Origin of the sequence: Lysinibacillus sp. FN11, from assembly GCF_024628845.1 — a bacterium.
Lineage (GTDB): Bacteria > Bacillota > Bacilli > Bacillales_A > Planococcaceae > Lysinibacillus > Lysinibacillus capsici.
Window position 1 is genome coordinate 892631 of record NZ_CP102383.1, and the last position, 16304, is coordinate 908934.

Genomic DNA, 16304 nt, shown 5'->3' on the forward strand with positions numbered 1-16304 from the left:
TTAGTCAATCTAACTATATCTAAATTAGCATTCTGAGAAACGCTATCTATAGAAAGTAAATTATCAATTTTAATCATACCGCCTTGAGGGTTATTTACTTTGAAATCAGGCATTGCCGAACGAATATTAGCAAACATATTTGGTACATTATTCTCTGGAATAAATAACTCACGTTTAAGAGCAATCACAGTTTGTTCATTAGGTTTATTGTTAGCTAATCTGTTAGCTAGTTCAGTTAATTTATTACCTTTACCACCAACAATTCCTCCAACGTGATACTTTTTGAGATTCTTTAATGAATTGTATGATCCATCTTGGAAACCATATTGATTACGTAATTTCTCATTCTCTTTATTCAAACGTGCTTTTTCTGCTGCTGACGCTGATTCCCATGCTTTTTTATTAGCTAAGTATTGTTGCCATGCGTTATCTCTAACAGTATTAGACGATGAATTATTAGAGCTTGAATTTGAATCAATAATTGAACCAGTATTTAAGTCTAAGTTTTGATTAGGAGCAGATACATTACCTAAATTACCTTGCATTTGAGTAATTCTGTAAATTTTATTCTCTAACTCTTGCCAACTTATGCCTAATTCATTGATTAAATCCTTATTCATACCCTTAAAGTCAGTTAAGAAAGTTGAAAGTTTTTCACTCATTCCATCAACGTTTCCGTTAATAATTTGAGCACGTAAATTAGCATATTCTTGTTCATTGTTGATTAATTGATCATAATGATTAACAATGTCTTTACGTTCTCTTTCTAATTGTGCTTTAGTTGCTTTAAACTTTTCTTCTTCTAACTTTTTCTTAGCTTCTAATTCCTTTTTATATAACTCCAACTGATTGTCTAATGCTTCTTTAGACGTATTATAATTATTGTCTTCAGTTTCTTTCTTAGCATCTTGTTGTGATTTATAAGCGTCTAGTTCATCTTGAAGATTTTGCTCACGTAGCTCATACTGTCTATCGTTTTGTTTATCAGCAATCTGTTCACGAATATTAACCAATTCTTCTTCAAGTTTTTTACGCTGTAGTTTAGCCTCTCTAGAATCATCCATTGATAATTCATTAATTTTAGCAACAATATTAGCTTCTTCTTTTGAAGTTTGCCAATATCCTTATTAAAGTCTTCTTCATCACGTTGCTTTCTCATTAATTCAAGTTGACGATTAATAGCATCTTCAAAAGCTTTGGACTCTTCTTCTAATTTATCCAACTTGTCTTTATGAGCTTTATCTAGAGAATCCATTTGCTCTTTGATTGACTCTTCATAAGCTTTACTTTCTTCGTCAAGAGCATTTAATTTAGCATCGCGTAATTCCTCTAAGTCTTCAATTTGCTTGTCTTTTAATGCTAATTCATAATCACGTTGTTGACCATATGCATCTTTCATTGTGTTAATTAACTCATCAGCAATATCAGAATTAATTTTTACAATTTCAGACTGAAGTTCTAACCAAGTTGAAGATAATTCTTTAAGACGATTCTTTTTACGTTCAATTTCTCTAATTGATAATTTATCCAGTTGAATAGATTTACGTAATGCTTCGGCTTCAGATTCGTATGCTTTTTGCTTTTCGTATAATGTAGTGACAATATTTTTCTGTTCTGCATTATATTCTTTTGAACCTTTTGCGTATAACTCCATTAACTTGTTTGATTTAGAAATCGAATCATTCATACTTTCAATTTTCTTATCAAATTCAGCTATTTTACTATTTTCAATTTGCTCGTTTACACTTTTGATGCTTTCTTCGACATCCCACCAAGAAAGAGATAACTCACTCAATTGAGTTGTTAATTCGTCTTTGAAAGCAGGGGAGAGGTCAGTACGTTTAAGTTGCTCACGAATGAAGTTTGCTTCTTTATGTAATAAAGATTGCTTGTATTCTAAGTGTTTAGTTTCTTTTTCTAACTCATCACGGTAAGCTTGGGAATGTTCAAGTTGTTGGTCAGCAAGAATGTTCGATTTCTTAATCGAACGATCTACGCCTTCCGATAAATGATTATAATAAGCAATATTTGATTTGACTAATTTTTCATTTAAATCTTCAATTATTTCTCTAGTATTTAGTGCATCATTTTGTACTCCGTAAAAATCTGATTTAGCTTGATCGATAGCTTGCTGAGAAGTATCAATACCAATTCCTGAACCACCATTAGTACCTTGAAATTGATTGAAGTATTGGTTAGCATAATCTTGACGTTTTCCAACTGCTGAACCACCAGAACGTTCAAATAGTCTATCAAATTCAGATGCATGTTGGGAAGCCGATAAGTCATTTCGCTGTAAGGAAGCTAAAGATTTCTTTTCTGAACCCTGCAACTCTTTCCACGCATAATCCAATTGAACCTGTAAATCAGACCAAGATTTACCTACCGATTTAGCGTAGTCTTGTAATCCGTTCTTGCGTCCACCTAACCATTGGAAGATACCTGAAGCACCGCTAGATTTATTTACAGCACTAGAATTAAAGCCTGATTCTTGTTGGATATTACCCATGATTCCAGCAATTGCTTTATCGTTTAATCCTTTATTTTTAAAGTAATTCCAAACAACAGCTTGTTGACTACTTGAAGATGAGTAGGAGGCTGATACTTTTCCATTTCTAGCATCATTTAAATAATTAGATGGATCGATAGGATTACCGTTTTTATTTATTTCGTAATGTAGATGATTACCTGTAGAAGTACCAGTTGAGCCAATTGTACCAATCTGCATACCTGCTGTAATAGTGTCACCAAGTTTAGCTATAGCTTTATCTAAATGAGCGTAGATATGTTTCATACCATTAGTGTCTTGAATAACTACTACATTACCATATGTACTACTCATACCATTTTTCTTAGCATCACCACTAGCTACAACTTTACCGCCAATGTTTGCATCTAAACGAGTACCTTTAGCCATTGCAATATCAATGCCACGATGGAATTCATTTTTACCGTTTAATGTTCGATTACCATAACCACTTGAAATAGTACCATTCCAACCACTTAAATTTTGATTAGAAGTGGAGGAGGAGTTAGTTGATATCGAACCAGTTTGCTGAATTTTACCTGATGCAATTTGGGACTGTAACGCTTTAGCTTGCTTCTCTTGTAAAGCTAATTTATCTTTTTCAAGTTTAATTTGTGCTTCAAGATGCTTACGATACTCTTTAGAATGCTCAGGATACTTAGCTTGTAACTTTTGCTGTTTCTCAATTTCTAGAGTTAATGCTTCGAGTGATTGTTTATATTTATCAGTTATGTATATTGAATCTTTAGTTGTAGAGTTTTTATCTTTTTGGGCGTTGGTACTATCTTTAGTAGCTTTGCCTGAATTTTCAATAGCATCAGTGAAGGAATCAATTTTACCAATGTCTGTATTTAGGCTTCCGATTAAACCATCTAACTCAGCTCTATAACCTGATAATGCTTGTTCAGCAGCAATTTGTTGAGCAGTCATGGCAACGCCAGCTACTAATGATATTGCACCTGCTACTTTAGCTGCTATATTGTTGGCTTTTGTATATTTATCAAGCATACGAATCTCAGTTTTCAAATTCTCTATACGTGCCTTAGTACCACTTGCAGAAGCTAATGTTGCTTGTTGTTCAGCAGTTAGCTTTCCATCACGAGCAAGTTTATAAGCTTTAAGTAAGGTTTCATTTGCTTTATTTTCAGCTTTAATGGCGTTAATTTTTTCTGAGGTTAAAGCAATTGCTTTTCCATCCTTACCAAATAAGTCAGGATAAAGACTAGACATTTCCTTCATTACTGCAACACGGTCATCTAGAACTTTTTTAACTTCACGTTCTTTAGAAGTTAAATTTTCTTTAGTATATATGTCTTGTAATTGTTGATCTGTATATCCTGCTAATTGATTGGTTAGCATATCATACTGGAAAATTAATTCATCTAAAGCATCGACGCCAGATTGAGATACTCCTGCTAAAGATTCGGTGACGTCTTTGAAATCCTTCATTTTTGAAGCTAAATCTGAAGCTGAATTTGCAGCACTGCCCATTGAATTAGACATATCTTCGATTACAACTTCGCCATCAACAATTTTAATTTGTCCTTTTTCAATTGCGTTCGTAAATTCTTCATAACTCAATGTGAATGAATTTAGATCCCTATCGAAACCCCTACTAGTCGAAGCTAAATCATTTAAACTCTTAATGCTATCTGCATACAAATCTGCGTCATTAGTATTAATTGCTTTTTGTATATTTTCTTGAATTCTACCAAATTCATCTGCAAAACCCTTTAATTGAGCATTATCAAAACCAGAAAAATCTAATGAAGATACAAAATTTTGTAAGGACTCAGAAACATTGGAATCAATTTCTAAGGAAGATTGAGCATCTGCGACTTCAAATATTTTTGCTTTAATTTTTTCACTAGCTTGTTGATATAGTTGTTCTAGTTGTAATAACTCAAGTTCTTGAACAGATGTATCAACGCCATTTTTTTGCATTGATTCAATTATTTGTTTTTGTTGTTTTATTCTAGATTCTAAACTACCATAAATGAAATTAGATAATGAATCATACCATGAACCATTAATTTCATCATTGAGTTTTTCAAATTCTTCAATTGCTGTGTTTGCTGTTACTTTATTTTGAGCATCAATTAATTTTTCTGTAGCTTTTATTTCTTGTTCAATAGCATCTTTATTCTTTAAGTGCGTTTGTCCAGTAGAGTCCACACTAGCGATTAAAGCAGGGAATATTTCACCAAGTTTTTGTTGTACTTTTAAATATTCTTCTTCTTTAGTTGAATCCCAAGAACTGTCGTTTGCCTTAGCATCAGATAAAGAATTATATTGAGTGATTAGTTTTTCTACTTCTTCTTTGTTACTCGATAGTGCAGTTGTATTCTTTTCTAAATACAAATCCAGTTCTTCTTGTTTTTGAATGTTCTCTGATATTATATTTGTCAACTTCTCAATAGCAACACCTGCTACTGCAAACACCATACCTATACCTGTAGCAATAGCTAAACCTTTTAGCGCTACAGTAGCTAATCCAGCTACTGTTCTGAGACCAACCAAAGCTCCAGAAAATACACCTGTAGCACCTGTAGCAGCAACAGTTGCAGATGTGGAAGCATATGTAGAAGCAACTAATGCTCTGAAACTACCACTAAATGCATATACAGCAACTGTAGCTACTGTAATTACAGGTGGTAATAATCCAATAGTTGAGACAACTCCATTACCTGAATCTGTCATTGTTTCTAAGGCAGAAGTTATCACAATAATTGAGTCATAAAGGACGGTTTCTCCAACAGCGCTAGAAAAAGACCACCAGGCCGCGTCGAGTTGGTTTAATCTAGCCTGCAAACTCTTTCCATACTCTTCCTGTTCCCGCATAGCAGAGTTAAATGAGTCCATAGAGGTAGCTGTCGCTGATTGTGCCATTTGATAATTAAGCATAAGAGCGTTAAATCTCGATAACTGATATGTCCCTGCGACTTTAACAGCAGTATTTTGTCTCTCAGCATCAGATAATTGATTCCACTTTCCAGCAATTTCTTGTATTATACTGGAGACAGGTTTAACTTTTCCTTCCATATCTTCAATTGAAATACCTATATCATTTAACGCACCAATTGCTGAACTATTAGTTGTTATTCGTGAGAAAATGGTTTTTAAACTATTACCGACAATGTTACCAGATTCTCTTGTAGCAGCACCAATAGCAGTGGTATATCCTAATAATTCATCAAGACTTACGCCAAATGTTCGCGCAGTACTAGCTGCTTTATTCATGGATAAACTCAAATCACGTGTAGTAATGGAATAGTTATTGTCTACTTCATTTAATTTATTTGCAATAGTTATACTGTCTTCAGCAGCAATTCCAAATGAAATCATAGCAGCAGTTAAACTATTTACAGCTTCATCTGCTGTTAATTCAGATATATTTTGTAAGATAGTTGAAACATTAGCTAAATCAAGTGATTCCTTGTCGTTTCTTCCAGTTCTTCCGAATTCACCAACTAATCTAAGATAGTCTTCTACTTTCCCTGATAATCGCTCAGTATTCTCTATAGACTTCTCTAGTATTTCATTAAATTTATACTCAGGTATGTCCATGACACGCCTTAAATTTGTCATAGCCGTGTCTAGTTCCACCACTCGTTCAGTCATATCACTTATAGCCTGTATTGGTAAGAATACAGACGAAGATGCGATTAACCAAATCGGAAACTTCGTGAAAGCCTGTTGGAACGCATTGCCTAATTCATTTGTTGATCTAGCTGCTTGGTTAGCGTTATTACCAATATTAGATAATCCTTGTGAAGCATTTCCTACAGCTCGTTGTAAATTATTTAAATTATTTGCTGATTGACTTGAAGTAGTATTAAATGCTTGTAATTGAGATATAGAGTTTCCTATGGAAGTAGTTGATAAACTGTTTAAATTGCTAGAACTACTTGAGCCAGATCCAACGGATTTCAATTTTCTATCTAGTTCTGTTAATTTTAATATGACTTTATCAATTTGACCCTCTAAGTCTTTCATGCCTTTAGAAGCATTACTTGATCCAATATTAACATTTAACTCATTTTGTTTTTTGCTTATTAATTTAGCGACTTCATTTAACTCTTTTTCTAAATTACCTTTATTAATACCAAGAGATACGAGTAGTGGATTTCTGTCGTAATATTTCTTTAATGATTGTATGTATTGATTGACATTTTGTTGAGATGTACTGTTATTAACACCCAAAGCAATCAATAATTCTATAGGATTTTTAGTAGCCATTCGCATCCTCCTTATAATTTATAAAAAATAAAAAGAAGAAGGTAAGCGAAATAATCACTCAACTTCTTCTTTTTATTTTTTTATGTATTTATTATTCTATAAGAATAATAAAACCCTTCCATTGATTCACAGAAGGGGGATAGAGATATGTATGTAATTTCTATGGACGTTTTAAACTTTCTTCATACTCTTTTTGCATCATTAAAATAGGATAGAATTCATTAAACTTCAAGACAACTTTATCATAGTCACTTTGTTCTAGAGTTCCTATTAATTCAGCTTCTCCTTCTAAAGAAAACACAGTAAATACATCACATTGGACATAGGAAACATAGTCTAAATTTGCTTTTTCCCAATGTTCTATTTCAACTCTATTTTGAGGTCTTGGTGTTTTAGTTATTTTTAATGCAATAAATTCTTTTGGTGTTGAAGTTAAAATAAAGACAAGGACAGGGCGAACTTTATCACCATGTCCTTCTTGGTAACGATGGTTAAGTCGATATATTTCTCTTGCTTTCATAAATCAATTAATCCTCCATCCAAAAATCATAATCAGGATGAGAAGGATCGATTTGAATTACTCCATTCTTAACTTTTACAATATCTTTACTTGCTACAAGTTCTTTAATACGTTTACTATCAAGTTTGTATTGTGGAGTATTCTTCTTTTTTGCTTCATATCTGTTACCGTTTAGAACTCCTAACATATCTTTATCATCCCTTTCTTTCATCTCATCACTCCCTAATAATAGATAACTATCTAATACTATCTAGTATATTAGAGTTTGATAGAGTTTATTAGATAGAATTATAGCATATATTGCCATATTATCAAGAAAGTAAACTTTTTTATCGACAAGAGTTAATAGTTAGAGTAGGGGAGATGTATATGAAAACTATTCATCTATTTTTCCATACTGCTTTTCGTAATCTTCGAGATACATCCAGCGATAATTTTTATAACTTTTTGTTATTCCTCGACAAACTCTGCTTATGCCCGAATGGTGTTTAAAATTATTTTTTATTTTTGCATCTGTTATACTGTTATATTTTACTACTACATTTCCATCTAAAGATATTCTTATTACTTTTCGTTTTGTATACTCTGCTCCATTTATAATTTTATAGTCACACCAACCTAACACGCTACCTCTTTTTAGATATCTTGATACTGTGTTTCTATTTAAGTTTGATTTTTCACATATTAATTTTATATTCTTAAACCCATCATTCCATATATCACAAACAATTTTAACATTACTAGACTCAGATAGGTTATTAATTTTAGTCCAGTTAATTTCATTAAGATTAATAAGTTTGCTTAATTCGCTATTTAAAATATTATTCTTAATATATTCAAAATCACTATATCTAGCATCAATAACAATGTAATGCTCAATTCCATTCTCTTTCGCCAGATCTTCTTTAAATTTGTCATTCGCTTGTTCTTCTTCAATAGTTCTTCCGCCAGTTCGTTCGAACCCTCTATCAACTGAATGTTGTGCGCCATGAATTTCTATTATTATACTAGAGGAGTTTATCGACAATAGAAAATCAAACCTTTTACCTTTACTCCAATTGAATGTTTTCTCATTTTCATATTCAATGTCTAATTCATTTAATATATTTGTTAATATTTTTTCTGGATAGCTTTTACCATCTACACATTTTAAACAAGACAATCTTTGATTATTTACGCTTCTGATAGCTTTATTTTTCACTATTTCTTTACAATTAGGACATTTCCAATCTAGTTTTTTATGACTATTCTGCATATATTTATATCCATCTTCTGGGTCAGCAAGTAGGGAAGCTAACTCTGGATTAGTAGTCCACATATCATTGAATCCTTTTAATGTTAAAACATTAGAACAATATGGGCAATTAGTACCTTTTGATCTATGTCTAACTATCGTATCCCACTCATGTCCACATTTACCCATCCACCAAACTTTTTTATTACTTCTATGAGTAACATCATACGGTGTTAATTCACCGTTTTTAGTAGGATGCCACTGTTTCGCTAAATCAGGTCGTAATGAAACTAAGGAATTTGTATGATTAGCCTTTTTACCAGTACAATAAGGACATTTACTATTGTTAAATCTATTATTAAAATTGGCATCATAACTACTCTCACATTTGGGACAAATCCACCATACCTTTTTTTGACTACCTTTAGTTGCATTATAAATATTCAAACCTAACTCGTTATTTTTTTCAAAATCCCATTCTACAAACAATTCAGCTCTTATTTTCAATATTGCGTTATCTTTCAAGGTTGACACTTTCTCCATATCCAAAACTTCACCTGTTTGAATATTTACATATGTAGTTTTACACATATTTTAATTATCTCCCAAAAAGTAATATCCCAAATTAATTAAATAGGGAAGTAGGTTTGGGATATCCTACTTGTCGAGAAGGCTAGCTACTTCCTTTTCTATCCCTATAGTTAAATTTTAACATAAATTAATTATATGTCAACCTAGTTATTATGTATTTATTTATATTTATTTTAATTCTATATCACATTTAATTAGATAATTGATTTAAGGCTTTTTCTTTTAACTTATCATTCTTTACATTGGACTCAATTAATTGTTTTTGCTTATCTAATTCTTTCTTATAGACATTTGCGATTTCGTTTGTTTTTCTTAGTTGATCAAAAACTTTCGTTACTTCTTCGAAAGTAAAAATCTCATCAAAGAACAACTCAAAATCTCCGCTATCATATAACCCTTTCAAGTATGCAATATTATCTTCTACAGACCATTTGGATAAAGTATCGTATAGGGAAGTGAAGTGCTTAATGATTAGATACCCAAGATATTGTTCCATATCCGCATCATCTTTAAGATAGTCAATATTATTGTCTTTGCAATATTGAATAGTTTCAATTAATTCTATGATTAGCTTATCTTTCTTAGATTTAGAGAATACAGGGAAGTAAGTGATACTATGTCCTTTTTCTTCATCAAAATGATAAACCTCTTTTCGATTAACGTTCTTAGCTCTTTGAGTAAAAAATGAAGTATCTACTGTATTTATTTTGTTAGACATATACAATTCTCCTTTATGTATTTATTATAATATTATTTAAAATTAAACCCACTTTCGAAGTGGGAAGTGTTTAATAAGACGTTTGTTTATTTAAAACTATCTTCATCTTATCAAAAAACTCATTTATTGATTTGTATAACTCCAAATGTTCATTAGAATTACGCTTAAGACCAATGTTGCTGTTATATAAAAAGACATCCGAAGAAGGATGTAGAACATCCTTCGTTAAGGCTAGGAATCGAACTTTAAATATTACTTTTTTGTTCTGGATTCCTTCATTACCGAATCCGCCACTAACAGATTTGTCTATTGAAGCTTTATTAGTTGAGTTTACTATGACGATATCATTTTCAATAATATTAACATTGTTAACACTTTCTAATGGAAAAGCATTAATCATATAGTGATTATTTAAAATTTCTATTCCTGTTGATATATCTGCTCTAGTCATCAAGTACAAAGTATTTCTTTCTTTTGAAAACCCAACGACTCCACTTAAGTCATTTGAAACTAAAATATCATCTAGTTGGTATTTAAATTTTATCTCATCTTTAAGTTTCTTTACTGACTGTGGATTATTTTCGTTAAATCTAAAGAATAAACCTATCGCTACAGCAGATACAATTAATCCTATTATTCCTAAGGTGGTTCCAATTTCTACAGATTGATCAATAAAATTAAATGCCAAAACCAATAACAGTACGCCCAAGATAAGAACTACAAAAGGTACAAGCCAGTTTAATGTTTTGTTATTGCTCATACAGTAAACACTCCTCATCTATACGAGGTAAATGGTTTAGAATGTTAAGGAAATCTAAAGATTTCGCCACCATTCCTCCAAATACATATTTACTATATGATAACATGATTATGTAATTAATGAAAGATTTTAGAAATTATCTCCTCTTGATTGTAAGGACTTCGTTAAAATCTGTAATTTCTAATGCTTCCATTACAACAAAAAGGTGTTCTCTGTTAATTTGATTTTTATTGTTTCTGTATAAATCTGAAATTGTAGCTGCTCTTAATTCCACTCCAGTTTTTTCTATAATCAATTCCCTCAACTCTTTTTGAGAACTAATTCCCTTGGAACTAGCTGCCTTATCAATTGTCAATTTTATCAATATTCTACACCTCTAATGTATATAAAAATCTACTAAAAATCATTATATGCACAAGAGGAATAGATTTCAATTTATTACATATTTACGTATTTCTGTAATTATGTTATATTTTTGATACGAAATTATTTTGTTCAATGTAAAAAGAGGGTGTTTGTATTCAATTTTTAGGATATAAAAATAGTTCTTAATTACTAAAATATTCCTTTAATGACAAATGTTGAAATAATATTAGTCTTGATCTTCTACTATTTCAATCAAATCAGTTATTTGACAATCCAATGCTTTGCAAATTAATTCTAGTGTTTGAAATTTAATGCCATCAGTTTCTTCGTTGTAAAGTCTGGATAATCCATTACGATGTAGTCCAGTTTTTTCGGCAAGTTCTGAAACTTTCATTTTACGTTCACCTAATAATCGTGATAAGTGTACTTTTATCATTATGATTCACCTCTATAGCTTATTTTACACTGAGGAGTGCATTTTTACAATTTAAGGTTGACAATGCACATTGTAGTGTATATTATTTAACTCATAAAGCACACTTCGATGTGCAAAAACACCACTATAATATACAAAGAAGGGGAGAATGGTCATGAATACACTAATCACATCAATCAAGCTTATTGCAAAAGGGGACATCCCATCACAAGTTGAAGTGTTAGGACAACCGATCTACGAAAATGGTAAATTAATATCATTCGAGATTATTCATCAACCTTACAACTATCAAGAAGTAAACAGTCTAGACTACAGTATTGAAAATTTCAACATGTCTATACCCAACATCTCAGATTGTACATACAGATTTACCGATTACTTTACATTCAATGTATTATCAGAAGGTGAGGTAGAATTTGAATTATGTGTATTGATTGAAAATGTATCAGATGATCTAGTCGACGATATTGACTCACTCGTAACTCCAGCTAACCTTACAATTGATACATTTATCTTCAAGGATGACTGTTATTTCTTTGACTCCTGTATGACTGTAACTAAAATTGTAAGTGTAGAAGTAGGTGATTTTCTTTAAGTTATATTGATTAATAATAGGGGAGGTGAGTGGTTATTCTCACCTCTTATTATGTATTTATATTAATTTGCTTGAGGTAATTCATTAAGTATTTGACTAACAGACTTGGTTACAATTTTATCATCCTTAATTAATCTTTTGACTAAGAAGTCTACACCTTTTGATTTAAGTAGAGGTTTATCATTTGTTTTTCCAAACTGATTTACAACTGGAATGACTTTAAAGTAATCCATATACTTTTGATAGGGGATATTATTACTTTGTAGAATCTTTTGTTCACGTAGCCATTTGAATAAATTATTTCTACCTAATCCTTCAACTCCGATTATTTTAGCAAAGTTTCCAATATCAAAATGACCATCAGTATTTTCAATCAGTTCACTCATATGAATTTTAGACTGTAAACTTTTAACTACTTCTTCTTTAGAAACAATCTTCTCCAATTCTAAAATTTGAGCGTTAGCTTCTTCTACTTCATTTAAATATTTAACCTTATCATCATCTGATTGAGACATGATGCTCATACCGAATGCGAAAGCCTTCTTTTCTTTCCACTTTTCAATTTGTTCTTGAATGCCTGATTTCATATGTTCATTTTCAGCTTTAGTCTGGAAGTAATCTTCTAAGAAGTCTTTATAAATCTCAACAGCCTTATCGCCTTCAGCAAACTTTAGGTAGAGTAGAAATCCTGATTTTGATAAGATATAAACGTTCTTACTAGCATTATATGCGTTCTTTGTATACCCAATTTCGTTCTGCCACTCAGGCATAGCGGATTTTAAGTCTAAAATATCAACATTCTCTTCAAATGAATCAAAGTTTCTCTTTATCGTTCTATTAACTATACTGTTCTCATATCCCATTAATTCAGCAATTTGCTTAGTTGTAATAATCGGACTATCATTACCGAATCCACCAACTAAACGTGTAAATTCTCTGTCTTTACTTTTTACGATGCCACTTTGAAACAATTCAACACTTTTCATTTAACCTCTCCTTATTTTATGTATTTATTATTATAAAGAATAAAATCAATTACTGATTTATCTCTATGTCTAAATACTAACATGAGGAGAAATTTTTTTCAAGTTTATTTTATGTATTAATTTAAATAAAATTCTTATTTGATTAAATAACTCAAGTAATCCCCTAAATTAAAGTAGGGGAGTATTTCAATTATTTATTACATATTACCGAAGATATTATTCTTTTCTTCTGCATGATCTCTAAGGTCATAATGAGCGATTGTGGTAGCCACATTTTCATGGTGAGCAATAAATTTACTTACTAATTCTAAAGGCACTCCTTGTTCTAATAAGTAGGTAACAGCACTTGCTTTGAATAAATGTGGGTTTATACGTCTCTCAAGTATGTGTGAAAGTACGCTTGAACAGAAGTAATTTGCCCAACCTTCTTCGACAACTTTAATTTCATTACCATATTTTTTAGTAAAAATATATTCATGCTCGTATCCACGCTTTTCAAGCCATAACTTTATGTATTTTAATGCTTCAAAATTAATCATATAAGGTTCAATTTTACCGTCTTCTCCACGACCTTTTAACCGAACGTTATGACTCATAATATATGTAGCTTCTTCATCAACTTTGTATTCTACAATTTCAGATTTAAACTGTATAATCTCATTACGCCTAGCTCCAACATTAAATGCTACAGCTAACCAAGCCATACCTAAATAATTCTCATCATCTTCTAAGACCTTCATCATCTCAAGATACTCGTCTTTTGTTACTTTAACCTTTTCGTATACAGAGCTTTTAGGAATAGCAGGTAATCCACGAGTAAAGTTTCTGAAGTTTTTATATGGGTTGATCTCATCTTCATCAAAATCATCCATAACGACATTTTCAATATAATTACATAAACTTGAAATAACTGCTTTTCGAGTACCAATAGCCGAAGGAGACATTTTTCTATCATCTCGTAGGTAAGACAAATATCGAATTATATCACGCTTTTTAATTTTATAAATAGGTTTATTGTTAAGTGACTCATAAATAAACCATCCAAATTGACGTAGCATTGATCTATATTGTTTTTTAGTTTGAGGGGAATGTGATTGAGAAGAAATATACTCGTCAATCAGATTTCTATATTCTTTGTTCACTTGCTCCCACATTTTATCAGTTACTTCTGGAAGCTTCTTTGCTCTTTCACGTAGCATGTTTTTATTAATTTCTAGTTCTTTTTCAATCAATTCATCATTCTCCTTTCAAAAGAATGAAAAAAGACTCGAAGTCATTTAACTTCAAATCCTAATTTTTTATAAGCATTCTTGATTGCATTTATTAAATAGTAAGGATTAGCTTCGATTCTAGCTATGGTTTCTTGAATAAACGGTCTAGCCTCACTCCATTTACCATGTCTGTACCAACTGCTACCATCAGTTTCTCCATCATTAATTACATCTGTAATAAATTGTCCATACATTGAATCATGACTTTGTTCATAAATAGGGGAGAAGTGTCCTTGTCCTAGTGTTAAGTTTTCGAATAACACAACAATTTTTCCGTTCTTCACTTCAACTTTTGTAATCTTCATGTTACGAACGTCAGATAACCCACCGTCATTACGTCTACGCTTGTATTCGACAGGTACATATCTTCTATAAACAACATCGTATACAGCTTGAGACATTGTAGAAGCTAACACTTTTTCAATATTTTTATCTTTAAAAACTTGATTTGAATTACGCTCTAAATATCTTTGTAAATGATCTAAATCTTTAAATTGCATTTTTACTTACCTAAAACATGTAATTGTCTATTCTTATTTCTCTCATCTTTTTCAAGTTCAATCATCACTAATTCACCTAATTTTTCTACTCCATTTTTCCGTTCTAAAACTTTGATAACTTCAGCAGAATCAAACATATGGTCTAAGAACACACGATGAAGACCTTTCTTTTCTAAAGCTTTCATTGTTTTGTAGTGAGTATCAAATGTCTCATTTTCTAGTTCATCTTTAAGAGAAGTAAAGTGTTTAATGATTAGGAACTGAAGATATTCCATTGCTTTATCATAAGTGCTTAATTTATCTAATTTGTTTTCTTTGCAATACTCACCAGTTGAAATTAATTCTTCAAAAATTTCATTAATCTTATCTTCAGCGAACTTGGGATAATAGTAAATGAAATGGTCATTTTCTTTATCTAGATAAAACTTCTTTTTATTATCTAACTCTGCTACTTGTTTTTGAATATCAGATAACTTTAGTTGTCCCATATTGAAATACTCCTTTTCTCCAGTATAATAAAATAGAGTAGGGGGTTAACCCTACTCATTAATATGTATTTATTAGATTAAGATACCACAACTTCAATTACATCCGTATAAGTACCATCGGAAACTTTTACATTAGTTTCTCCTGCACCAATACCAGTAATTTCACCATTTACAAAAGTTGCAACGGCTTCATCATCAGAAGTGAAAGTAAGTTTGGTATTATTCATTAATACGTTACCATATCCTGCACCTCGAACCCCATATGTGATTACTTTCTGTTTTTCTCCAACTCCTAGAGTAACTTCTGCAACATCGGTAGCCAATGAAGCTAATTTAATAACCGTACCATTTACAGGTATCCATTTAACTGTTGCGTACATATCATCGTCTGTTAATGCTTTACCATTCAATGCAAATTGAGCTACGCTGTCATGAGCTAAATTTACATTTAAAGCTCCATCTAGTTTGTAACGAGGTACTTCAATTTGTTGCTCATAAGCTTTGTCTCCATCCGCATTAAAGATGTCTGAAGTTAAAACAAGCTTATATGCTTTAGGGAAATCATTTGCACCGATTGTAAGCTCGTCAACTTGTGCATTGTACTGATACACAACTTTTAACTCTTTATCTGCATAAGCAATGTCTGTAATTACTGATCCAGTAGGTGTTTTAGTGACATGGTTTGCAGGGGATTCTACATACACGTTACCAATAGGTGTTTGTGATAAAGTGCCTTTACCAGTTGAGTCAAATTTAACAGTCTCTTCGGTAAAGTATTTACTCATTTTATTCTTAATTTCTGAACCAGTTTGTAAAGCTAAATAAACAGGGGAGAAATCGGCAGCTTCAATTTGAAAAGCTAAGACCTTTTGATAGTTATAAATGAATTTTAATTTTGAACCTCGACCTGCATTAAGCTCTGTTTGTTGCATCGTTTGTTCCATACTTGAGTTTAATAGTGCTGTTGCTTTAATAACCAACGTATCATTAGATGGGTCGAGTAATAAAGCATCTGCGGTTGATACAGCATAAAGTTCTTCCATAATAAAATAACCTCTTTCTTTTTTATGTAT

14 protein-coding genes are annotated in these 16304 nt (G+C 31.4%); 1 reads left to right on the forward strand and 13 read right to left on the reverse strand.

The features are described 5' to 3' along the window. Positions 1-928 precede the first annotated feature (928 nt). The 8 genes from NP781_RS04310 to NP781_RS04345 all read right to left on the reverse strand — a co-directional run bounded on the left by NP781_RS04310 (position 929) and on the right by NP781_RS04345 (position 11391). Entirely contained in the window at positions 929-6766 is a 5838-nt protein-coding gene (locus NP781_RS04310) for a phage tail tape measure protein (RefSeq protein WP_257521473.1), read from the reverse strand. 160 nt (positions 6767-6926) lie between these two features. Beyond that, the gene (locus NP781_RS04315; RefSeq protein ID WP_257521474.1) at positions 6927-7286 is read right to left on the reverse strand and encodes a type II toxin-antitoxin system PemK/MazF family toxin; all 360 of its coding nucleotides are present in this window, start codon (positions 7284-7286) and stop codon (positions 6927-6929) included. 7 nt (positions 7287-7293) lie between these two features. Further along, positions 7294-7497, reverse strand: a complete 204-nt coding sequence (locus NP781_RS04320) for a hypothetical protein (protein ID WP_257521475.1) — start codon at positions 7495-7497, stop codon at positions 7294-7296. A 165-nt stretch (positions 7498-7662) separates the two neighbouring features. Then, the gene (locus NP781_RS04325; RefSeq protein WP_257521476.1) at positions 7663-9111 is read right to left on the reverse strand and encodes a zinc-ribbon domain-containing protein; all 1449 of its coding nucleotides are present in this window, start codon (positions 9109-9111) and stop codon (positions 7663-7665) included. Between the two features lie 190 nt (positions 9112-9301). Beyond that, positions 9302-9829: a hypothetical protein gene (locus tag NP781_RS04330; RefSeq protein WP_257521477.1), complete on the reverse strand. Its 528-nt coding sequence runs from the start codon at positions 9827-9829 to the stop codon at positions 9302-9304. A gap of 70 nt (positions 9830-9899) precedes the next feature. Further along, positions 9900-10589, reverse strand: a complete 690-nt coding sequence (locus NP781_RS04335; RefSeq protein WP_257521478.1) for a hypothetical protein — start codon at positions 10587-10589, stop codon at positions 9900-9902. Between the two features lie 136 nt (positions 10590-10725). Beyond that, on the reverse strand, positions 10726-10953 hold the full coding sequence (locus NP781_RS04340) for a helix-turn-helix domain-containing protein (RefSeq protein ID WP_257521479.1): 228 nt from the start codon (positions 10951-10953) through the stop codon (positions 10726-10728). A 228-nt stretch (positions 10954-11181) separates the two neighbouring features. Next, on the reverse strand, positions 11182-11391 hold the full coding sequence (locus NP781_RS04345; protein ID WP_257521480.1) for a helix-turn-helix domain-containing protein: 210 nt from the start codon (positions 11389-11391) through the stop codon (positions 11182-11184). A gap of 154 nt (positions 11392-11545) precedes the next feature. On the opposite strand from NP781_RS04345, the gene NP781_RS04350 reads away from it, so the two are divergent. Continuing rightward, positions 11546-11986, forward strand: coding sequence for a hypothetical protein (locus NP781_RS04350; RefSeq protein ID WP_257521481.1), 441 nt, complete (start codon positions 11546-11548; stop codon positions 11984-11986). A gap of 62 nt (positions 11987-12048) precedes the next feature. On the opposite strand, the gene NP781_RS04355 is transcribed toward NP781_RS04350, so the two are convergent. From NP781_RS04355 to NP781_RS04375, 5 genes are all read right to left on the reverse strand, one after another. After that, positions 12049-12972 carry a phage antirepressor KilAC domain-containing protein gene (locus NP781_RS04355; protein ID WP_257521482.1) on the reverse strand — a complete coding sequence of 308 codons (924 nt, stop codon included), beginning with the start codon at positions 12970-12972 and terminating at the stop codon, positions 12049-12051. Positions 12973-13169: 197 nt separating this feature from the next. Beyond that, the gene (locus NP781_RS04360) at positions 13170-14171 is read right to left on the reverse strand and encodes a tyrosine-type recombinase/integrase (RefSeq protein WP_257522495.1); all 1002 of its coding nucleotides are present in this window, start codon (positions 14169-14171) and stop codon (positions 13170-13172) included. Positions 14172-14245: 74 nt separating this feature from the next. Further along, on the reverse strand, positions 14246-14743 hold the full coding sequence (locus NP781_RS04365) for a hypothetical protein (RefSeq protein ID WP_257521483.1): 498 nt from the start codon (positions 14741-14743) through the stop codon (positions 14246-14248). A 2-nt stretch (positions 14744-14745) separates the two neighbouring features. Next, positions 14746-15231 carry a basic helix-loop-helix domain-containing protein gene (locus NP781_RS04370; RefSeq protein ID WP_257521484.1) on the reverse strand — a complete coding sequence of 162 codons (486 nt, stop codon included), beginning with the start codon at positions 15229-15231 and terminating at the stop codon, positions 14746-14748. Between the two features lie 77 nt (positions 15232-15308). After that, a complete protein-coding gene (locus NP781_RS04375; RefSeq protein ID WP_257521485.1) occupies positions 15309-16274 on the reverse strand; it encodes a hypothetical protein in 966 nt (321 codons plus the stop codon). Positions 16275-16304 lie beyond the last annotated feature (30 nt).